The sequence below is a fragment of the Ruegeria conchae genome, assembly GCF_000192475.1.
Classification (GTDB): Bacteria; Pseudomonadota; Alphaproteobacteria; order Rhodobacterales; family Rhodobacteraceae; genus Ruegeria; species Ruegeria conchae.
In genome coordinates this window covers 199657-219434 of sequence record NZ_AEYW01000014.1, presented here as the reverse complement: position 1 = coordinate 219434, position 19778 = coordinate 199657, and the positions used below count along the sequence as shown (strand labels likewise).

Genomic DNA, 19778 nt, shown 5'->3' with positions numbered 1-19778 from the left:
TCCTCAATTGTCGGGCCGGGGCGGAACCTTCTCTCCCCGGTCGAATGTTTCCCAGCCTTCGCCATTGAACAGATCAACGCCAAGCTGCGCGGCGACATGGGCAAAATCGACATTTACCCAGTTGTCGACGATCTTACCGTCGACGACTTTCCAGAAATCCATGTAGCGGATCTCGACCCGCTTGCCGGTCGGGGCGATGCCCAGAAACTCGCCCGAATGGGTCGCTTCCTGACGGCCAAAGGCCGCAGCCCATTCGCCCATGTAGAGGCGCGCTTCGTCGATGCAGGTCTTATCCGAAAAGGCAGCCTGAAACGGGCGCTGCCAGTTTTCCTGAAACTCCTGCAACCCGGTCTTGGTGCCGCAGCCCTGATTGCCGATCCAGCGGAATCCTTCTGCAAAGAATTCGCCGATATCGTCGATGCGGTGGTCGTTCAAACCATCGACCATCCCCTCGATCACGGCGCGGGTCTCGTCGGTTTTGCTCATGTCCGTGTCACGTGTCAGCACGGCCTGTTCGGGGCGGGAGCCCTTCATGTGTCTCGTCCTTATGTGGTTGCCAAGAGATTTTCTGTACAGACGGGGAGGGTTAATCGGCCGTCAGAAAATCCCTTGGCATCCGGTTGAGCGCCGGGTGGCGCGCAGCGGCGTTATGTCTGGCGGAACAGCTCATGCGGCTGGTTCAGCGATTTCGGCAAAAAGGTCGTAACCCAGCTGCAACAGCACATGCGGGATGTCGACAAAAACCCAGTTTTCGACCAGCAGGTCGCCCTCGCGGCGCCACCAGTCACAGACCCGCATGAAGACGCGTTTACCGCTTGCGGGCTGGTCGAGAAAGGATTTCATCTGCACGCCAGTCAACGAGGGCCAGCCACCCGAGCATACGTAGTTGCCGTCGCCGTAGCGGGTGAAATGCGCAGTCATGCCGTTGCCCGCACTGCCTCCGGACCAGCCTTCAAAGGTGGCTTCGAAAGGTAACTGGAAGCTGGCAAAACTCTCGATTCCGACGAAAGAACCGAAGGCGCCGGGGCCATACCAGACCATGTTGTTATGCCAGTAGGGGCGCCAAGCCTCATTCTCAGTGGCAAGTCCGGCCAGCATTTCTGTGACCATACGATAACTCCTGGCACCCTCGGCAGGGTCTTGAGGGGTGGTCAAGATGCCATCATGGCTGGCTGGGCCCTGAATCATGCCAGTGAAACCGCGGGTCTTGCCCGGGCTGTCGGTAATCGGCCATTGCCCAGCGGCCAGCATCAGCTCTGGGATGTCCAGAAAAACAAAACTCTCCACGGCCTTGCCATCCTGCATACAGTGGAACTCGCCGAAGCGCAGATAGGCAAGCTCGTCTGTGGCGCGAATGCCAAGCCAATCGCGTGAGAACCGACCAACGAAATAGCCCGTGGCGCTGATCCAGCCTTGTCCGTTAAATTCGCCGGCCATGACAATGTCGTCGCGTCGAAACAGCCCGTCGAAGGAATTGGCAAGCGGGGCGATGACGTGATCGTGCAGTCCGAGGCCGCCCGCGACCTCGTTGAAGGGATGCACCACGTTGACTTGCGCACTGGGGGCGAAGAAGGCGTCAAAGGCCGGCCGGAAGTTGCCAGGATGACGTTGTGCGGCGGTGAATTTCAGAAAGGGTTTGCGGTCGAGGCTTTCCATTGTCTTTGTCTCTATGGGATCTGTTCAAGGCGTCTGCGGAGAAGCGTCTCGCATGGTCCTGCGCGCATCAAAGCAAAGGGAATTCGCCCGGGTCGTCGTGCCCGGCACGCAGCCATGTTCAGGCTGGCTGCGCGCGCATGGGCAGATACGGACTGAGGATGCGTACGTCCCATCAGAGTCAGCCTTTCACAGCCCCGGCGGTCAGACCGCCCACAATCTGACGCTGGAAGAACATCACTAGAATGAACAGTGGAACTGTGGCCGAAACCACGGCCGCAACGGCGAACATCACGTTGCCCTCGGTTTGCGTTGTACCGAGGAACGCGGCAATGGCGGGCACCATGGTACGGTTGCTTTCTGACAGCAGCATCGCCCCCACGGCAAAGTCGTTATAGGCCAGCAGGAATGAGAACAGCCCGGTGGTGATGACACCCGGCCACATCACCGGAATGATCACGCGGCGGAAGGCTTGAAACTGGTTGCAGCCATCGACTTTGGCGCTTTCGTCCAATTCGCTTGGGATGTTCTTGAAGAAGGAATGCAGCATCCACAGGGTAAAGGGCTGGTTGATCGCCACAAGCACGATGATGGTGGTTGGGAGGATTCCCCAGATATTCCATTCAAAGAAGGGCAGCAGATATCCTGAAACCAGCGCAATCGGTGGCATCGCACGGAATATCAACGCCGTGATCAACAGCCAGAACGTGTAATTATAGGTTGACCGTGAAAGCGCGTAGCCTCCCAGCGTTCCGATAGTCAATGAAATAGTGACCACGAAGAAACACACGATTCCGGTATTGAGAACATTGCGCCAGAATTCTTCCTGTATCCATGCGCCCTCATAGCCGGTGGTGGTGAATGGCGAGCCATAGACTGCTTCGGTTCGGGCACCGGTCAACGCATTGGTCCAGTCCGCGATAGAGAAGAAATCCAACTCGACTTTGAACGAGCCCCATACCGTCCAGAAGAATGGGAAAGCAGCCAGGAAGAACCAAAGGAGCACGAATAAAGAAGAGGCTATCCGAAGGCTTTTGGGCATTCTTTGTGCGCGACTGGCCATCTTATCTTGCTCCTTTGAAGTCACGCCATGTGCGGACAAGCACGGGCGACAGAAGAATGGCGACCCCGATAATTGTCATCACAGAAGTTGCAGCAGCGGATGAAAGTTGCCGGGTTTCACCACTCATGTCGTTCAAAATGAAGGTGCTGAGGGATTGTGCATGCGCTCCGGCGCTGAACCCGATGATCGGCTCAAGCACTTTGAAATTGTCCATCAGTTGGATCAGCGCAACAAATGTCACAAGTGGCATGAGATGCGGGACGACAACAAACTTGACTTGTTGCCAGCGCGTTGCGCCGTCGATCTGCGCCGCCTCAATCTGGTCCTGAGGCAGCGTTTGTAGCCCAGCATAGAACACGACGAAGGCAAATGGGGCCGAGCTCCAGACGCCGTAAACCATCAAGGCAACCCACATCAGCCCGGTTGAGGCCTTAAGGCTGAAATTCGGATCTCCGGCCATGTATACAAGAGCGTTACCAATGACACCGCGGCTGTCGATCATCCAGAACAGGATAAGAGACCCGATAAGCGGGGTGACGATCATGGGCAGAAGCGAAAAGAAGATCATCAGACCTTTGAGGTGCCGGTGCAGTGAGTTAACTGCCAGAGCGATTACCAGCCCCAAGAGGATCGTGAGAGGCGTAACAATGAAAGTGAATGTAAGCGTGAACGCCATTGCCCGGTAAAAAGGCAGATTTCCCAATTCCGAGAAGAACCCGTCCCACGTCTCGTTGGACGCCCACATCTGGCTGATTTCCTGGATCGCCAAATGACCGCGGTCAAAGTAAATACCCAGCCCAACAAACCGCCCCAAAGGCTGTGCTTCTCGCAGAGCTGCGGTAGCCTCTTGGTCAATGGTCGTCTCTGTGGTGCAGCCGATCAGAGGGGTACAGCTTTCGACCTCTAGCAGAACAGCTGGGTGAGGTGCAAAGATCGATTGCGTCACGATCGACACGATTGGCATCGCGATGAACAGCAACATCGCAAGTCCTGTGGGCAGGAAGAACCAAAGGAATGTCTTATGGCGCATGTTGCAATCCTCGCGTCAGTGGGTTTGCGCGGGCGGATATCGAAGGCGCCCGCGCAATGGGCTTGTTATTGCAAATAGCCTTGCTCGATGGCGGCGGCGCGATAGGCGGCCTCGACATCGGCAAGTGCCTGATCAGCGCTTTCCTTGCCTTGCATGAAGTCCGCAAGTTCGTTGCCAAGCGCGCTGTGCATCAGACCCATGTAGGGCAGCATCGGATAAGCGGGCGTGCCCATTTTCGCCGCGGCAAAAACGCCTTCGGCATCTGCAGCGGGCTCGTAGCCTTCGATCAGCCAAACCGCTAGCGGCGTGGTCTCATCGTTCAACATGTCCGGGCGGATACCGTGTTTCATGGCGATGAATGTGGCCTCGGCCTCTTCATCCGAGATGTTTTTTCCGACAGTCCAGCCGTCCCACCACAGGGTCGATGCCGGGGTATCCCCGCCACCAACTGTCAGCGGTGCGCCAATCGCGTGACCGTCGATCACCTCTTGCAACACGCCCTCGGTGGTGGTCTGCTGTGACGCACGCGACCCCCACATATTCATAATTGCAACGTTGCCCGCGCGGTATTCAGCGTTGGTGGCGTTCGAGTCATGGGTCAGGAAGTCGGGATTCATGTATTCCGACAACGCTTTCATCATGTTCAGCGCGTTTACGCCGGCTTCAGAATTAACGTTGGGTTCGGCCGTGCCGGGCTTGAAGTGCTGGCCACCATAGCCAAGGAACATATTGTTGAATTCTTGTGCCAGATTCCAACCCGATGCGTAGGCGCCGCCCACCGGATTTTGCATGATCCCCTGCTCGCGAATGGCGCTGGCCACTTCGAGCAGTTCCTCATACGTGGTTGGCACTTCAACACCAGCCTGCTCCAGAACATCCTTGCGGTACATCAGGTGCTGCGCATTGGCCATGAACGCGATGGCCATGATATTGTCGCCAATTTTGATCAGCTGTCCTGGCTGCAGGTCCTGACCATGTTGTTCCACAAGATCGTTTAGCGGGCGAATGACGTCTTCGTTCATCAGCGCCACTATCGAGCTGTTGGCGATGATGGCACTGGTATACTCAGACGGGTTTCCGGACAAACCAGCCACGTTGATGGTTTGGTGCTCCGATGTCAGGTTAGATTCTACTGACGCCCCGGTGCATTCCTTGGCACCGGCCGCGACGGCCTGAATGGCCGCAAATTCGTTGCCAACAATATTGACCCGACCGTCGATTTCACAGGCATATCCTGCGCTCGCGGCAAAGGCGGCCAACGAGCCAGCCAATGCGATTCTCTTTAGAAACATAAGTATTCCTCCCTGGATGTTTGGGTGCATCTTCGAAGTCTGCACCCTTGTATGAATCCGTTGTGACGGGTACGGATTTTAACGTTTAGCCATTCAAGCGTGCACCTGTTTGCGCATCAAACAAGTGGCAGTGATCGGTGTGGATATGGATCGAAACCTGATCATCGATCTCGGCCCGATAGGTTTTGTCGGCCTTAACTGAGACAAGCGCTCCGCCAATCCGAACCGAGACCATCGTGCTGTCGCCCAAAAGCTCTTGCGTGTATATCGGCGCGTTGATCTCGCCACCGCTTTCCACAACATTGGCGTCCTCGGCGCGAAATCCCAGCGTGATGGGACCGTCTGGTGCGTTCAGCCCCTGCACTTCGGTGTTTCGAGCGCGGAACACACCACCTTTGACATCGCCATCAACAAGGTTCATCGCCGGGTTGCCAATAAAACTCGCCACAAATGTGTTAGCGGGCTCATCGTAAATGTCGGTCGGAGAGCCGACCTGCTGCACCACACCCTGTTTCATGATCACCACGCGATCGGCCAACGTCATCGCCTCGATTTGGTCATGGGTCACGTAAATGGTTGTCACCGCCAGTTCGTGGCTAAGGTTCTTGATCTGGGCGCGGGTAGAAACGCGCAGTTTTGCATCAAGATTGGACAGTGGCTCGTCCATCAAGAACACGTTGGGTTCCCGAACAATGGCACGCGCCAGCGCGACCCGCTGACGCTGCCCACCCGACAGCTCTGCCGGTTTGCGATGCAAGAAGTCATCCAGTTCGACCATCGCCGACGCACGACGCACTTTTTCGTCATGTGTTGCGGGATCAATGCCGCGAACCTTCAGTGGGAACCGTATATTCTCGTAAACATTCATGTTCGGATACAGGGCGTAGGACTGGAACACCATCGCGACGTCCCGGTCCTTGGGCTCCATGTCGTTAACACGTGCGCCATCGATCAGAATATCGCCTTCACTGGCGTCTTCCAGGCCCGCGATCATGCGCATGGTCGTGGTTTTGCCACATCCTGATGGGCCAAGGAGCACCAGAAATTCCTTGTCGGCGATTGTGAGGTCAAAATTGTCTACGCCGACAAATGAACCCCAACGCTTACCGACATTGCGAAGTTGAATTTCGGCCATTCTTTCCTCCCTGGCGCGCAAACTTATGCATACGCATGCAGAAGCATAGACATTCAGTAAAGCTTATGGCAAGTTTTTTTTGCATGCGAATGCAAACGTGTCGGAAGCCGATGCGCACTATCTCCTAACATACTGAAAGTTAACAATATGTCCTATGAACCCGAGAAGAAGGTTGTCCTCGGCTTCTACGACGCGCTGAGTCGATCCAAGGACCCGGCCATCGCAGAAACACTCTCGAGCTATTGCGAGAAAGGGCTTTTATGGCGAGGATTCCATCCCTTCAACGAACTGACCGGAATCGATGATGTAGTCCAAAAATTCTGGCTCCCTCTGTGGTCGAGCCTAACAGGTTTGCAGCGCCGGATGGATGTGTTCATGGCGGGCGCGAATGAGATCGAAGGGCACAGCTCGGTCTGGGTTGTGTCGATGGGTCATTTGATGGGTTTGTTCGACAAAAACTGGCTGGGCATTCCCCCGACACACAAGATGGTCTTCCTGCGATATTGCGAGTTCAACAAGATCGAGAACGGCAAAATCACCGAGACCGCGATGTATTTTGACATCCCGCACCTGATGATGCAGGCGGGATTACAACCCTTCCCTCCTCAGACGGCCGCGCAGCTGGTTCAGCCCGGACCGATGACTCACGATGGGTTGATGTTCGGCCCACAGCCTGCCGTAGAAGGCGAGAAAACCTTAGCGGCCATTAACGCAATGATTTCCGATCTCGGTCGCTGGGACAGCGGTTTGAGTCTTGTGGACGAACTGCGCCGTACCTGGTGTGAGGATATGATCTGGTGGGGCCCATCGGGCATCGGGGCGACTTACACAATTGAACGCTATGCAAAACAACATGCCGGGCCTTTCCGGTCCTCGTTTGCGGATCGCTCAAAAACCAAACACATCTGCCGCATGGCCGAAGGTCACTATGGTGGTTTCTTTGGGTGGCCGAACTTCACCGCGCGTCCCACGGGAGGTTTCATGGGCATGCCCGCCACCGGTAAAACCGGCGAATTCAGGGTGATCGATATCTACCGGCGTTCCGGGGACAAACTGGCCGAAAACTGGATCTTCATTGACCTCCTCCACTTTTGGAAACAACAAGGTGTCGATATTCTGGCCCGAATGGCAGAGGTGCCGCGAACATGACTCATTGGATCGACGCACATCACCACCTTTGGGACCTCGAGGCAGTATACTACCCTTGGCTGATGGCACGCGGGGTGGAAAGGTTCTTCGGCGACCCAACGCCGATTCAACGGAATTACCAGCTGAGCGAGTTCCAGTCCGAAGCCGCGCCCTGCGGCATCGGTGCGTCGATCCATATTCAGGTGGGAGCAGAAAACGGCCTTGACGAAGCTAGATGGGTTCAATCTGTCGCCGATGCCAATTCAGACTGGCCGATGGCGCAGGTTGTGTATTGTGATCTGACTTCAACCGAACTATCCGCCCAGCTCGACACGTTTCAGACCCTTCCGACTGTGCGTGGCGTGCGCCAGATCGTTGGCCGCGCACCCGGAGAGGACGCACAGACAGGCACCAATGCACTACTGGACGATCCACAATTCCTGATCGGTTTAAAAGAAGCCGGAATATGCAATCTCAGTTTTGATCTGCAACTCGTTCCCGAACTCATGAAAAAGACCGCCCGAGTGCTGGCGCTGGCGCCGGATATTCGTGTTGCACTATGCCACGCCGGATCGCCGCATGACCGCAGCCCCGCGGGCCTGAAGGAATGGGCTCAAAATCTACGCGCGCTGTCCAATCTGCCTAATGTTTCGTGTAAACTCTCAGGTTTGGGAATGTTCGATCACAACTGGACCCTAGATAGCATTCGACCGATCGTGGATGAATGCCTTGAACAATTTGGGCCTAAGAGGGTCATGTTTGGCTCCAATTTTCCAGTAGATAAACTCTATGGCGACTATGCCACTTTGGCGGAGGTTTACCGCGATCTGGTTCCCGCTGAATCGCATTCGGCGGTATTCAGCGAAACTGCTATAAGATTTTATGACCTTGAGGTTCCTTGGGAGGCAGATTCAATTTTGAATCGCTAGTGCAGACTGAGGGTTTGGTTGCAAAAAATTAAACCATTGTCCCGCATCGATAAAGCAATCCGATGACTCACCGTAACTCAAGGTCGAATGCCTGGTCATGAGTTCTTTTAATGGCACACAATGTCCAAAGGGATGTATCGCAAAAGGGATACGCGCCTGTATCCCAGGTCAAAAGCAGCGCAGAACCACCGTCAATTACGACAAGCGCCGATACAAACGCCGCAACAAGATCGAGATCATGTTCAGTAGACTCAAGGACGGGCGGCGTGTCGCAACCCGATACGACAGGTGCGCAAAGGTATTCCTCTCAGCCATCGCGCTCACCGAGACCGTCATGTTCTGGCTATGCAACAAGAACGGGTCCTGACCCTAGCAACTTAGCAGGAGCAATATTGACGATGAATGTCCGCTTTCAGCGATAACGTCAATTCAATCCCACGCTCGCAGCGAAGGACCGCTTCCCGCCCGATTCATTAGAATAACAACGCGTTCTGGCGCAAAAAGAACCGGCGCGGCTAGCACCGCCGCATTTGTTTTTGGGGTCGCGGGATTTGGACAAGCCAAACGCCTCTGGCCGTCAGGGGTAAGACGCTGCCTTCCCCGTCGGGTAACCCTATTAGACAACACCGTGTCCTCAGCTCCGCCCGCAGGCCGCACCACCATTGTCGAATAGCATTGCCTCGCCCCCATCCGTGTTCGCCACGTGGCAGATCAGCAAGAACAGGCGCCTTCGGCGTCTGATCTGCAAATCAGCCCTGATTTTCCTAAAAGGAAGTCAGGTTCAATGAAATGTATAGGTGCTGGATGAAGGAAGTGAGGCGAAAATGGCAGGGTTCTGTCGCTGGTAACAGAACTATGTGTCGCATTATACGAGCACTGTGGAACGTCACTAAAATTTGCCTCAGCCGACAGCTAAAACCTCAGCAAATGAGTGAATCACGTCATTCAATTTTGACCCAAACATCAAGCATTTCTGGCCCAAGGCGATTAATGGCATTTCATCGATGCTGAAGTTGATGTCTCATTTCTTGCCTGTTCCACCCAGCGACTGACAAACGCGGATTTGACCATCATGGAGTTGAGAAGGTTACTAAGTTCGAGGAAACTATGTCACGACTGAACGCCGCGTTGGGTGTCTTAGCCGGTGTCTCCAAGCCTTGCCGATGTATCCTCCTTGGCATTGCCATCAGCCATTCGGCTAAAAGCTTGTCGCCAACCTTCAGCAAGTTCTTCCATCTGAGACAAAACCTCGGCATCTTCCGGCAGAATGCGACGAGTCAGCCGTGCGCGTGTAACAGCCAATACAGACCAATTGGGATTTGGCCTTTCAGCCAAGGTGATCCGATCACCGGCGCCAACTCCGCCAGGTTGGAGCACGCGGTAATACCATCCGGTCCGGCCCGTCTTCTGGAACTGGTAAGGCATTTCTTTGCGCCCCGTATGTAGCCCAAGTTTCCAGCACGGCTGCCGCCCCTGGCTAATTTGAACTACCGCCGTCCCGAGTAACAGGATGTCGCCGATGCAGAGGTTTTCCTCATTCAGTCCCGTGGTAGAAATGTTCTCGCCAAACGCCGCGGGCATTGTGCCGCGTGCCATTAGGTTCTCTACTTGCCAAGCTGAATAGTGACCGAAATCATAATGATGGATGGCTTTGTCTTTGCCGCCATGCACGATCAGGTCCGCCTGAGCGTCCCCGGAAAATCCAAGCGAGGTAATGGCTTGCCGCCCGTCCATCCGGTCTTTCTGAATGGCAGATGGCGGCTTTCCCTCCCATCGATCTCTGATGGCTCCAAAAAAGAGGCCGTCGACGATTGCCGACAGTTCTGGACGGTTCATTTAGCTTCCTCGTGCTCAATGCAGATCTTGTCTTTTTCGCCGGGCTCCAATGAAACACCCAACAATTTGCAAAAACCGTTTTCCGTCGTGACATCATGATGGGCGCAGGATTTGCATTGTCCGAAGGACCGGCCTCCATTTATGGCCAAAGCCAGACTGAGGCCTTGCATCAGCCCCTGCTCAAGCATGGCTTGGTTTTCTAAGGGCATATCTCCAATTGCCTGAGCAACAGGATTTGGCTGACGTACGATCTCGGCCCCTTCTTTTGTGAGTTCGTAGGAAATCGACCGCTGATCGTGTTCTTTGCGGTGCTCTTCTACATAGCCTTTGCGCGCCAAAGCCTTGAGCGTCTGTGACATCGTTCCACGGGTTGTACCGATGTATTCTGCGACATGCGACGGCGAGCGCGAGAACATGTTCGCCTCAGAGAGGTACTCGAGCGCCATCCTCTGAGTCGGGTTCAGATCTCCCGCCCATCCTTCGGAAGCATCAATCCGGGCCAGACGGTTGATCAGTGTGCGTATGCGATGATCTGTGTTCATAACACTTTTAGTAGCGACTCGAAATTATCGTTGCAATGTATTTCTAATAATAGTAGCGACTCGCTATCTTTTTATTGGAGGCACCCATGAAACTTTCAACGCTCACTTCTACTTTGGCTCTGCTCATCGGCAGCACAGCTCTTGCTGATGGGAACCATGCCATTCATCAGGATGGCGCGATCATATCTTCTGCTGACGCCAGTAAAGTCGCGGATTTTGACATTCTGGCCGCGCACGCGCACCGCAATGGAAACACGGTCACTTTCCACATGACCACGAATGGATCGGCTGGTGTCTCGGTTCCGGCGGCAACCGGAGAGGTCGGTGGTTCAGACGTCTGGTCATATGTCTGGCCTACGTCTTTGGACCCTTCGGCCGTTGGGTTCGAAGGCGGCACAGGCATCCTTGCAATGGCCGCAACCAGTCATCCAGATTTTGATGACACACCGCTTTTTGACGAAAACGGCGACGGAGACCCGGCCAATGACGGCATCGAATGGCACAGCCACTGGGTAGTGTTGACTCCGACCGAAGCGTGCGGACCCGACGCGCTTGCCGTACGTGACATCCCCGAAGGTTCGTCACCCAAGTTACCTGCGACATGGCCTGGGTTTCCGATCTTTCTGGATAGCCCTGGGTTTACGCCTTTGTTCGACGGCCCTGAAATCTCGGTGAACGCAGGCTTCGCCAGCGACGTCGAACTGGAAGGTGTCGCTTACGATGGCGTCACTTCGGCCTTGCGTGTGAACGCTAATATCCATGCTCCCTTGCTGTGCGTCACAGATGTTTTTGACGTCGCATCTGGCGAACTGAGCCTGCCGGGCAAGATTTACTAACATTCGATCGCCCAGCCGCCGAACCCACGGCGGCTGCCTGCTCCTGAGGACAAAGAAAATGCAAGCACCAGAGTTAGACGTCACGGAATGGTTCAACACAGACACGCCCCTAACCCTAGATAACCTAAAAGGACGGGTTGTCGTCATTGAGGCCTTTCAAATGCTTTGCCCAGGATGTGTCCTGCACGGTATTCCCCTGGCGCAGTCGATTCAGAGGACGTTTCCTGAAGAGAAGGTAGCCGTAATTGGCCTGCACACCGTGTTCGAGCATCACAACGCTATGACACCGGTGTCTTTGCAAGCTTTCCTGCAGGAATATCGCATCACGTTCCCTGTCGGCGTGGACAAACAGGGCGCAGGACCGTTGCCAAACACGATGTCTCGCTTTGGCATGCGCGGCACACCAAGCCTTGTCCTTTTAGATCAGGCGGGGCAGATCGTTGCGCATCACCTTGGTCAGGTTTCGGAACTTCAATTGGGGTCCGAGATTGGCAGTCTTCTGACACAGGAGGTCGTGTCGACCAAATGCGGCACCGTCACTGTTGATCAAAGCGAATGCAAACCAGGTAGCTGCAATGTGTGATCGGGCCAAGGTGCCCACATATGGAAATCGTTTTTTCCAAGCGCCATCGCCAAACCGTAGTTTTGTCTTACACGGCGACGAAAAGCCCAAAAACACCAAACAGTGCTCGCTACCCAACAACCCACAGCGTCTGGCAAGTCCTAAAAGATCGGGGGACTTGCCAATTGTTTTTATGCCAGGTCTACACACTCGATGCTCAAACCAAGCGCGCTTGCCACACCGGCACCATAACCAGGATCGGCCTTGAGACAGTTCGATATGTGACGGATCTGAATTTCCTTCCTTGCAGCGCCAATCGCGCGGGCAGTGTTTGCGAACAACACTTTTTGCTGCTCCGGCGTCATCAGGCGGAACAAATCACCGGGTTGCGAGAAATAGTCATCATCCTCGCGGTGGTTCCAGTGATCCGCAGCACCTTCGATGGACAAAGGTGGTTCAGAGAAATCCGGTTGCTCGGACCATTCGCCATGCATATTGGGTTCATAGCCAATCCGAGATCCGGCATTGCCGTCGACCCTCATCGCTCCATCACGATGGTAGGAATGATACGGGCAACGCGGCGCATTCACCGGGATCTGGGAATGGTTGACACCCAACCGATACCGCTGAGTGTCGCCATAGGAAAACAGACGTCCCTGCAACATTTTGTCCGGCGAAAAGCTGATACCAGGTACAATTGTAGAAGGCGCAAAGGCGGCCTGTTCCACTTCGGCAAAGTAGTTCTCGGGGTTGCGGTTCAATTCCAGTTCGCCAACCTCAATCAGCGGATAGTCCCCATGCGGCCAAACCTTGGTCAGATCAAATGGGTTGAGGTGATATGTACCCGCATCCTTCTCTGGCATAACTTGGACGTAGAGCGTCCATTTGGGAAAATCACCGTCTTCGATAGCATCGTAAAGATCACGCTGATGGCTTTCACGGTCACCAGAGATGATTTGCGCGGCTTCTTCGTCGGTAAGGTTTTTGATCCCCTGCTGGGTTTTGAAATGGAATTTGACCCAGAAACGTTCGTTATCCGAGTTGATAAGGCTGAATGTGTGGCTGCCAAAGCCGTGCATGTGCCGGTAGGTTGCGGGAATGCCGCGATCAGACATAACAATCGTCACCTGAAGCAATGCTTCGGGAAGGCTGGTCCAGAAATCCCAGTTGTTATCCGCACTGCGCATGTTGGTCCGCGGATCGCGTTTGACCGCGTGGTTAAGATCGGGAAACTTCAACGGGTCGCGAAGGAAAAACACTGGAGTGTTATTGCCCACCAGATCCCAGTTTCCTTCCTCGGTGTAAAACTTGACTGCAAAGCCGCGAATGTCCCGTTCCGCGTCCGCCGCACCGCGTTCTCCTGCAACGGTCGAAAAGCGCAGGAAGAGATCCGTCATCTTGCCAACATCAGAGAACAATTTGGCGCGTGTATAGCGTGTGATGTCGTGGGTCACTGTGAACGTACCGTAAGCGCCGGACCCTTTGGCATGCATCCGGCGTTCGGGGATCACTTCGCGAACAAAATGAGCCATCTTCTCAAGAAACCAGACATCCTGAAGCAGCGCAGGACCACGCGGCCCCGCCGTCAGAGTGTTTTGGTTGTCGGGCACTGGCGCGCCAAACGCGGTAATCGCCGGATAGCAGTCATTGATCCTGCGCGCTGAGAACGTCCACTTCGAGCCCAAAGTGTTCAGCGTTTTTCAAGGTGAGCTACGATCAATTGCGTAGCCAAAATGCAATAGATTTGGCCCCAATTAGAGTACCGTGCTAGCGTCTGAGAAACGCCGATAAAAAAGGATAGACAATGTCTGCGACACTTTATGATCGTCTGGGAGGGACGGATGGTATTCGGCGAATAGTTGACACGCTGGTGGACAATCACTCCAAAAACCCAGTTGTCTCTGCTCGATTTGCAGGAAGTGATATGAAGCACCTCAAGCAAATGGCGGGGGACTTCTTTATTACTGGTTCTGGTGGACCTGAGATCTATGCAGGCAAGGATATGGCTAGCGCGCATCGGCACATGAACATCAGTGGAGACGAGTTTGTCGCAGTATTGGATGACGCCGTGAACGCACTAAAGGCAAACGACGTTGGTCAACAGGAGCAAGAGGAAGTCTTGTACATTCTATATAACCTCAAAGGGCAAGTCGTTGGGATTTGAGTATTGCGTGAACGGAGTGCACACAGAAAAGTGAAAATTCGGTCATTAGATTATTTTTGGGTGGAGCAGGTATCGCTCGGGTCTTGTTGAACGTCCACTGATGGTACCAATTGACAGTGAGGCAGAGAGCTTTTTCTTGGTCTTATTCTTGCTGTCGTACTGCGTATGATCGCGTTGGGAAAAAAGCGGTGTGCTATATGGTAAAACTATCTGCAGGAACTTTCTTCCTTGCTGTGGCAGTTTCAGCCACTATCGGTGCGGCAGCCACAGCGGTGGAGTGTAGCAACGCCGGAGGGTTAACCGAAATGATAAATGCAGAAGCGGTATGTTCTTTTCCCGGCAGAACTTGTCCAAGTGAATGGAAAACATATCAGTCGCTCAGACAATGGCACCCCAAAACTTGTGGGGGTTCGCAATGCACGGGCAAAGATGAATGCACCACGAAGCAGGGTTGGTCAACGAAACCACCAATGTGTGTCTATGAGAGCGGTAGAAATTCTGAAGGCGATTGCACCAAGAGAAACAAATGCGAGGCGGACCAAGTTGTTCGAGTAGCCTGCACCAAATGAGTTTGAGGTGTTGTTCCAGCGACTCCAAGAAACCTTGAAAAAATTCATTCGTGCATTTACGGCAGCCCAGATGTTCGCCTTGGGCAGGAGTTGCAAGAGTCAAAAACTTGGCTTCGGGCAAACACTGACGGCAGCAAAGTCCGCACTGCGGTCATCACCGGACAGAGTCTTGAATGGCGCGCTACTGCAACCACCGTGTGGAACGTCACTGATATTTGACCCAATCGACGGCCAAAACCTCATTAAATCGGTCAATCACGTCATTCAATTATGACCCACACGTCAAGCATTTGTGACCCCAAAAGAATTGCGGCCGCTTGACCAGAACAAGGAAAGGTTTTGTCTTTATGGATGGGTTATAAACAAAACCTCCCTTAGTGTCCTCAGCACCAAGGGCGGCATGGCGTGACTTTTGACAACAGTGGAAAACACCCAAGTTTGGCAGTTAGACAAATCTGTTCACATAATTCTCTATTATTTCCTGGCGTCCAGATTGCGGCTCTGGGTTTATTCCTTCATTTAAAACGCGCGCGGAAATTTCATCCAGGCTACTGCTTAACATGGACTCCGCTTTGGGAGACTTCCAACCGGAATACCGTTGCGAAAGCACGTTTTCCAAGCCTCCATCTTCAATCATTGCAGCTGCTGCTTTCAAACCCCGTGCGCATATGTCCATTCCGCCGATATGAGCCGCCACCAGATCGACAGCGTCAATCGATTGCCGGCGAATTTTGGCGTCGAAATTTGTGCCGCCGGTGTTAAAACCACCAGCCTTCAGGATGTAATAGTAAGCTAGGGCAACTTCCGGTGTATTGTTCGGAAACTGGTCTGTATCCCATCCAGATTGGTAGTCGTTGCGGTTCATATCAATCGAACCCAGCATCCCTTCAGCAGTCGCAACCGCAATTTCATGCTCAAAGCTATGCCCGGCAAGGATCGCGTGGCCCTGCTCGAGATTCAGCTTCACATCGTTCTCCAAACCGTACTTCCTGAGAAATCCGATGCAAGTAGCTACATCATAGTCGTACTGATGCTTGGAAGGCTCCTGAGGTTTCGGCTCCACCAGAATGGTGCCTTTGAACCCGATCTTGTGTTTGTACTCTACGACCATGTTCAGAAAACGGCCCATGTGGTCCAATTCAGTTTTCAGGTCCGTGTTCAGAAGAGTTTCGTAGCCCTCACGACCACCCCACAGAACATAGTTTTCACCGCCTAATTTGTGAGTTGCATCCATGCAGGATTTCACTGTCGCTGCAGCGAACGCAAAAACGTCGGGATCAGGATTGGTACTGGCGCCAGACATCCAGCGACGATGACTGAACATATTGGCCGTACCCCAAAGCAGTTTGTTGCCAGAAACTTGCATCTTTTCACCGATATAGTCGGTGATTTCTTCCAATGTGCGCAAGTTATCGGCGAAATTTCCCTGTTCGGGCCGGATATCAGCGTCGTGCCAGCAAAAGAATGGCTGCCCCAAAAGCTCAAACAATTCGAATGCAATATCTGCCTTCTGGCGGGCCCGGCCCATATCGTCCTGAGGATACCATGGGCGTTCGAACGTAGGTCCACCAAAGGGGTCTCCGCCCTCCCACGCGAATGAATGCCACCAGGCCACAGCAAACCGCAGATGGTCCTCCATGCGCTTTCCTATGACAATCTCGTCCGGATTATAATGGTGGAATGCCAGCGGGTTGTCGCTGTCCGCGCCTTCAAACCGGATCTTTTCGATCCCTTCAAAAAATCCACTTGGCATTTCTGCCCCCTACTCTGCTTTTTGTGCTGGCTGTTTGCCGAGAATGATCATCGACAAAAGATCGTCGTCAGTGACGTCTGCGATATCGACCGTCCCGACCAATTTCCCGTTCTTCATGACCGAGGCGCGGTCACACAGCTCCATAACGGCATGCACATCGTGATCGATCAGAAATATCCCGATGCCTTGTGCCTTCAGTTGGTGAATCAGATCCGCCACCATCTGCGTTTCATGTGGCCCAAGTGCCGCTGTCGGCTCGTCCATGATCAGAATGCGTGCGTTGAAGTAGACAGCCCGAGCGATCGCCACTGATTGCCTTTGCCCACCCGACAAGGCGGAGACCGGATCATTGAACTTCTGAAAGTTCGGATTGAGCTGCGCCATTATCTTTCGGCATTCGGCCTCCATGGCTGCGTCGTTGACCAACCCGAACGGCGTCGTCATCTCGCGCCCCAAGAAAAGGTTCGAAGTCGCGTCCAAATTGTCGGCCAATGCGAGCGTCTGATAGATCGTTTCGATGTTATTCGCCCGCGCATCACGGGGATTGTCAATCTCGACCGACTTGCCATCAATCAGAATCTCGCCGTGGTCCATCTGATAGGCGCCGGACAATACCTTTATCAACGTGGACTTTCCGGCCCCGTTATGGCCTAGCAAACCGACGACTTCACCCGGATAGAGATCGACTGAAACATGGTCGACGGCCTTGATCCCACCGAAGGAAATCGAGATGTCGCGCATCTCGACCAATGGCGGTGCGCCTGAACCGCGCCCAGTGCCGGAAAGTCTTTTCTGAGTATCCTGAGCTTGCATCACTTGGCCCCCAGTCGCTTACGGTAAACGATATCGATATAGACGGCCAACACGAGGACGCTGCCGACGACTATGTTCTGAAACGGTGCGTCTACGCCAACCATTGCCATGCCCGATTGCAGCGCCTGCATGATCAATGCGCCAAGGATCGCGCCGTATATGGTGCCGATGCCACCAGACAATGCGGTTCCTCCGATCACTGCAGCGGCAATAACCCGTAGTTCGTCGAGCGTACCAATGTCGTTCGAATGGTTTGCCAGACGGGCCGAGGCGACCACGGCGGATACGGCGCACAGGAAACCCATCAGCGCAAAAATCTTCACAGTCAGCAGCCGAGTGTTGATGCCCGAAAGCTCTGCCGCATCCGGGTTGCCGCCAGTAGCAAAGATGTATCGGCCGAACTTGGTTTTCCGCGCCACAATTGTCAGCGTGACGGCCACGATGATTAGGATGAGTACAGAAATCGGTATGCCGTATCCGACGACCAGCCCCTCTGGCATTGTCTCTCCGCGCGCTTCGAACATGCGTTGCAGCCGGCGCGTCGGAATGGCGTAACTGTTTACGATGTAAACGTACCCAAGGATGGCAATTGCGATTATCCCGGCCAGAGTGGCCTCGGCCCAAACAGGTTTCACAGGGAAGCCATGTGCCGCTTTTGCGCGTCGGCCACTCCACAAAGCCCAGATGGCAACCGCAGTAGCGAAAAGCCCAAACAGCCAGCTTGTCGTCGTTCCCAACGTACCGTTGGTCCCGCCAAACATCAGGAATGTACTATCCAGAGGACCAATCGTCTGGCCGCTGGTCAAATACCACGCCACGTTTCGCCAAACCAGAAATCCACCAAGCGTGACAATGAAGGCCGGTATCGTCAGGTAGCCAACCATCCAGCCATGAAACGCACCAATCAGCGTGCCGACAAACAGCCCGACTACAATGGTGATCGCCCAAGTTGCAGGATTGTTCAATCCCATCCCAAGTATTTGCGGCAAAAGCTCGGTTTGCGTCATTGCCATTACGGCTGAGGTTGTTGCCAGCAGCGCTCCTACCGACAAGTCGATGTGGCGAGTGACGATAATGAACACCATTCCGCACGCCATAATGGCCACTGAAACCGTCTGGATGGAGAGATTGAACAGGTTCCGAGGCGTCAAGAACCGTCCGTCCGTGAAGATGTTGAACCCGATACACAGGATGACAAACGCGCCGATCATTCCCAAAAGTCGCATGTCCAGTTCCAGTTGCTGGAACAGGCTGGGTTTCGCTTTTTCAGGTATCGGCTGAGACGAAGTTTCGGTCATTTCCGATCTTTCATATTCAGCATTTGCCCCAGGCCCAGACTAAGAGGCCCAGGGCTGAGTGGTTTAGTTACAAGGGGCAGGTCCGTTTTCAACGCCTTGGCAAAGATCTTCCAGCGGGATCCATCCGGCATCAACAACCACGGACAAGTTGTCCTTAGTTATTGGAACAGGCGCCAGGAAAACCGAGTTCATCTCGGTCCCACCCGGTGATGTCCAGCTAACTGCGCCTTCGACATCAGCAGGGCTTGTACCACCGCTCAATGTGACAGCGATTTCGCCAGCGGCCTTTCCGAGTTCGCGAGCATCCTTCCAAACCGAAACCGTCTGCGTACCCAGTGCGACACGGTTCAATGCTGCGTGGTCGCCGTCCTGACCGGAAACCGGAATGCCTTCCATGCCCTGTGCGGTCAGCGCAGCAACAACACCGCCTGCAGTACCGTCATTCGACGCAACGACTGCATCCACGTTGTTCTCGTTCGCGGTCAGGATTTGTTCCATGTTCCGCTGCGCGTTCGCCGGTAACCAGCCATCCGTATAAGCCTCACCAACGATTACTATGTCACCGCTGTCAACAGCTGCGCCGATGATCTCTTGCTGACCACCCCGCAGGAAGTCCGCATTTGGATCCGTGGGAGAGCCTTTGATCATGACATAATTGCCTTTCGGCATGGCCTCAAATACAGCGCGGGCCTGCATTCTGCCGACTTCGACATTGTCGAAGGTCAGATAAAATGCTCGGTCGTCTTCGATCAGGCGGTCATAGGCAATCACAGGGATACCTTCGTCCGCCGCAGCCTGAACCGCTGGCCCGATGGCCTGCGCGTCCTGCGCCAGAATGATCAGCGCGTCCACGCCTTGGGCGATCAGGCTTTCAATGTCCGACAGCTGCTTTGCCGACGATGATTGGGCGTCTGCCGAAATGTACTCGGCACCGCCAGCTTCAAGTGCCGATTTTATGGCCGCCTCATCCGTTTTCCAACGTTCTTCCTGAAAGTTCGACCAGCTTACGCCGACCACTGGCTCTGCGAATGCGGTCGAAGCCAACAAAGTGGCCACAGCCGAAAAGCTGAGAATTCTTTTCATGATTTCCTCCCATTTGCCGAGCCATCGCATTTCGATTCGCGGCTCTCACAAATTTCAATACCATATTTATTTCAGTCGGTAAAATATTTACT

Annotated in this window: 19 protein-coding genes; 6 read left to right on the top strand and 13 right to left on the bottom strand. The window is 54.1% G+C overall.

Annotation, left to right across the window (positions count from 1 at the left end; all coding sequences use genetic code 11):
- Positions 1-3 precede the first annotated feature (3 nt).
- The 6 genes from G7G_RS0115675 to G7G_RS0115650 form a co-directional block, all read right to left on the bottom strand.
- Positions 4-534, bottom strand: a complete 531-nt coding sequence (locus G7G_RS0115675) for an ester cyclase (RefSeq protein ID WP_010442387.1) — start codon at positions 532-534, stop codon at positions 4-6.
- 132 nt (positions 535-666) lie between these two features.
- Positions 667-1656, bottom strand: a complete 990-nt coding sequence (locus G7G_RS0115670) for a nuclear transport factor 2 family protein (RefSeq protein WP_010442386.1) — start codon at positions 1654-1656, stop codon at positions 667-669.
- A 178-nt stretch (positions 1657-1834) separates the two neighbouring features.
- Positions 1835-2716 (bottom strand): carbohydrate ABC transporter permease, encoded by an 882-nt coding sequence (locus tag G7G_RS0115665; protein ID WP_010442385.1) that lies wholly within the window; start codon positions 2714-2716, stop codon positions 1835-1837.
- A 1-nt stretch (position 2717) separates the two neighbouring features.
- Positions 2718-3746, bottom strand: coding sequence for a carbohydrate ABC transporter permease (locus tag G7G_RS0115660; RefSeq protein ID WP_010442384.1), 1029 nt, complete (start codon positions 3744-3746; stop codon positions 2718-2720).
- A gap of 65 nt (positions 3747-3811) precedes the next feature.
- The gene (locus G7G_RS0115655; protein WP_010442383.1) at positions 3812-5038 is read right to left on the bottom strand and encodes an ABC transporter substrate-binding protein; all 1227 of its coding nucleotides are present in this window, start codon (positions 5036-5038) and stop codon (positions 3812-3814) included.
- Positions 5039-5123: 85 nt separating this feature from the next.
- Entirely contained in the window at positions 5124-6173 is a 1050-nt protein-coding gene (locus G7G_RS0115650; RefSeq protein WP_010442382.1) for an ABC transporter ATP-binding protein, read from the bottom strand.
- Positions 6174-6320: 147 nt separating this feature from the next.
- On the opposite strand from G7G_RS0115650, the gene G7G_RS0115645 reads away from it, so the two are divergent.
- The 3 genes from G7G_RS0115645 to G7G_RS23175 all read left to right on the top strand — a co-directional run bounded on the left by G7G_RS0115645 (position 6321) and on the right by G7G_RS23175 (position 8597).
- Positions 6321-7322 carry a nuclear transport factor 2 family protein gene (locus tag G7G_RS0115645; RefSeq protein ID WP_010442381.1) on the top strand — a complete coding sequence of 334 codons (1002 nt, stop codon included), beginning with the start codon at positions 6321-6323 and terminating at the stop codon, positions 7320-7322.
- A complete protein-coding gene (locus G7G_RS0115640) occupies positions 7319-8230 on the top strand; it encodes an amidohydrolase family protein (protein ID WP_010442380.1) in 912 nt (303 codons plus the stop codon). The genes G7G_RS0115645 and G7G_RS0115640 overlap by 4 nt, the downstream gene beginning before the upstream one ends.
- 97 nt (positions 8231-8327) lie before the next feature.
- Positions 8328-8597, top strand: a complete 270-nt coding sequence (locus tag G7G_RS23175; RefSeq protein ID WP_337999045.1) for a transposase — start codon at positions 8328-8330, stop codon at positions 8595-8597.
- A 770-nt stretch (positions 8598-9367) separates the two neighbouring features.
- Here the strand turns inward: G7G_RS23175 and G7G_RS0115630 are convergent.
- Together G7G_RS0115630 and G7G_RS0115625 are read right to left on the bottom strand one after the other, a co-directional pair.
- Complete coding sequence (locus tag G7G_RS0115630; RefSeq protein WP_010442379.1) at positions 9368-10066, bottom strand: MOSC domain-containing protein; 699 nt, start codon at positions 10064-10066, stop codon at positions 9368-9370.
- Positions 10063-10608, bottom strand: coding sequence for a MarR family winged helix-turn-helix transcriptional regulator (locus G7G_RS0115625; RefSeq protein WP_010442378.1), 546 nt, complete (start codon positions 10606-10608; stop codon positions 10063-10065). The genes G7G_RS0115630 and G7G_RS0115625 overlap by 4 nt, the downstream gene beginning before the upstream one ends.
- 86 nt (positions 10609-10694) lie before the next feature.
- Here G7G_RS0115625 and G7G_RS0115620 point away from each other — a divergent pair, with 86 nt between their 5' ends.
- A complete protein-coding gene (locus G7G_RS0115620; protein ID WP_010442377.1) occupies positions 10695-11444 on the top strand; it encodes a hypothetical protein in 750 nt (249 codons plus the stop codon).
- Between the two features lie 58 nt (positions 11445-11502).
- Positions 11503-12027 carry a redoxin domain-containing protein gene (locus G7G_RS0115615; protein ID WP_010442376.1) on the top strand — a complete coding sequence of 175 codons (525 nt, stop codon included), beginning with the start codon at positions 11503-11505 and terminating at the stop codon, positions 12025-12027.
- A 170-nt stretch (positions 12028-12197) separates the two neighbouring features.
- Here G7G_RS0115615 and G7G_RS0115610 read toward each other — a convergent pair whose 3' ends face one another.
- A complete protein-coding gene (locus G7G_RS0115610; protein WP_029622082.1) occupies positions 12198-13658 on the bottom strand; it encodes a catalase in 1461 nt (486 codons plus the stop codon).
- A gap of 152 nt (positions 13659-13810) precedes the next feature.
- On the opposite strand from G7G_RS0115610, the gene G7G_RS0115605 reads away from it, so the two are divergent.
- Positions 13811-14170, top strand: a complete 360-nt coding sequence (locus G7G_RS0115605) for a group I truncated hemoglobin (RefSeq protein WP_029622080.1) — start codon at positions 13811-13813, stop codon at positions 14168-14170.
- 1014 nt (positions 14171-15184) lie between these two features.
- On the opposite strand, the gene xylA is transcribed toward G7G_RS0115605, so the two are convergent.
- The 4 genes from xylA to xylF form a co-directional block, all read right to left on the bottom strand.
- The gene (xylA, locus tag G7G_RS0115600) at positions 15185-16492 is read right to left on the bottom strand and encodes a xylose isomerase (RefSeq protein WP_010442373.1); all 1308 of its coding nucleotides are present in this window, start codon (positions 16490-16492) and stop codon (positions 15185-15187) included.
- Between the two features lie 9 nt (positions 16493-16501).
- On the bottom strand, positions 16502-17305 hold the full coding sequence (locus G7G_RS0115595; protein WP_010442372.1) for an ATP-binding cassette domain-containing protein: 804 nt from the start codon (positions 17303-17305) through the stop codon (positions 16502-16504).
- Complete coding sequence (locus G7G_RS0115590) at positions 17305-18603, bottom strand: sugar ABC transporter permease (RefSeq protein ID WP_010442371.1); 1299 nt, start codon at positions 18601-18603, stop codon at positions 17305-17307. Before G7G_RS0115590 ends, G7G_RS0115595 begins: the two co-directional genes overlap by 1 nt.
- 63 nt (positions 18604-18666) lie before the next feature.
- Positions 18667-19686 carry a D-xylose ABC transporter substrate-binding protein gene (xylF, locus tag G7G_RS0115585; protein WP_029622078.1) on the bottom strand — a complete coding sequence of 340 codons (1020 nt, stop codon included), beginning with the start codon at positions 19684-19686 and terminating at the stop codon, positions 18667-18669.
- Positions 19687-19778 lie beyond the last annotated feature (92 nt).

Coding starts and splice junctions, on each gene's coding strand:
- G7G_RS0115615 (WP_010442376.1), top strand. CDS start 11,503: ATGCAAGCACCAGAGTTAGACGTCACGGAATGGTTCAACACAGACACG.
- G7G_RS0115665 (WP_010442385.1), bottom strand. CDS start 2,716: ATGGCCAGTCGCGCACAAAGAATGCCCAAAAGCCTTCGGATAGCCTCT.
- G7G_RS0115650 (WP_010442382.1), bottom strand. CDS start 6,173: ATGGCCGAAATTCAACTTCGCAATGTCGGTAAGCGTTGGGGTTCATTT.
- G7G_RS0115655 (WP_010442383.1), bottom strand. CDS start 5,038: ATGTTTCTAAAGAGAATCGCATTGGCTGGCTCGTTGGCCGCCTTTGCC.
- xylF (WP_029622078.1), bottom strand. CDS start 19,686: ATGAAAAGAATTCTCAGCTTTTCGGCTGTGGCCACTTTGTTGGCTTCG.
- G7G_RS0115625 (WP_010442378.1), bottom strand. CDS start 10,608: ATGAACACAGATCATCGCATACGCACACTGATCAACCGTCTGGCCCGG.
- G7G_RS0115670 (WP_010442386.1), bottom strand. CDS start 1,656: ATGGAAAGCCTCGACCGCAAACCCTTTCTGAAATTCACCGCCGCACAA.
- G7G_RS0115590 (WP_010442371.1), bottom strand. CDS start 18,603: ATGACCGAAACTTCGTCTCAGCCGATACCTGAAAAAGCGAAACCCAGC.
- G7G_RS0115605 (WP_029622080.1), top strand. CDS start 13,811: ATGTCTGCGACACTTTATGATCGTCTGGGAGGGACGGATGGTATTCGG.
- G7G_RS0115595 (WP_010442372.1), bottom strand. CDS start 17,305: ATGCAAGCTCAGGATACTCAGAAAAGACTTTCCGGCACTGGGCGCGGT.
- G7G_RS0115660 (WP_010442384.1), bottom strand. CDS start 3,746: ATGCGCCATAAGACATTCCTTTGGTTCTTCCTGCCCACAGGACTTGCG.
- G7G_RS23175 (WP_337999045.1), top strand. CDS start 8,328: ATGAGTTCTTTTAATGGCACACAATGTCCAAAGGGATGTATCGCAAAA.
- G7G_RS0115675 (WP_010442387.1), bottom strand. CDS start 534: ATGAAGGGCTCCCGCCCCGAACAGGCCGTGCTGACACGTGACACGGAC.
- G7G_RS0115620 (WP_010442377.1), top strand. CDS start 10,695: ATGAAACTTTCAACGCTCACTTCTACTTTGGCTCTGCTCATCGGCAGC.
- G7G_RS0115640 (WP_010442380.1), top strand. CDS start 7,319: ATGACTCATTGGATCGACGCACATCACCACCTTTGGGACCTCGAGGCA.
- xylA (WP_010442373.1), bottom strand. CDS start 16,492: ATGCCAAGTGGATTTTTTGAAGGGATCGAAAAGATCCGGTTTGAAGGC.
- G7G_RS0115630 (WP_010442379.1), bottom strand. CDS start 10,066: ATGAACCGTCCAGAACTGTCGGCAATCGTCGACGGCCTCTTTTTTGGA.
- G7G_RS0115645 (WP_010442381.1), top strand. CDS start 6,321: ATGTCCTATGAACCCGAGAAGAAGGTTGTCCTCGGCTTCTACGACGCG.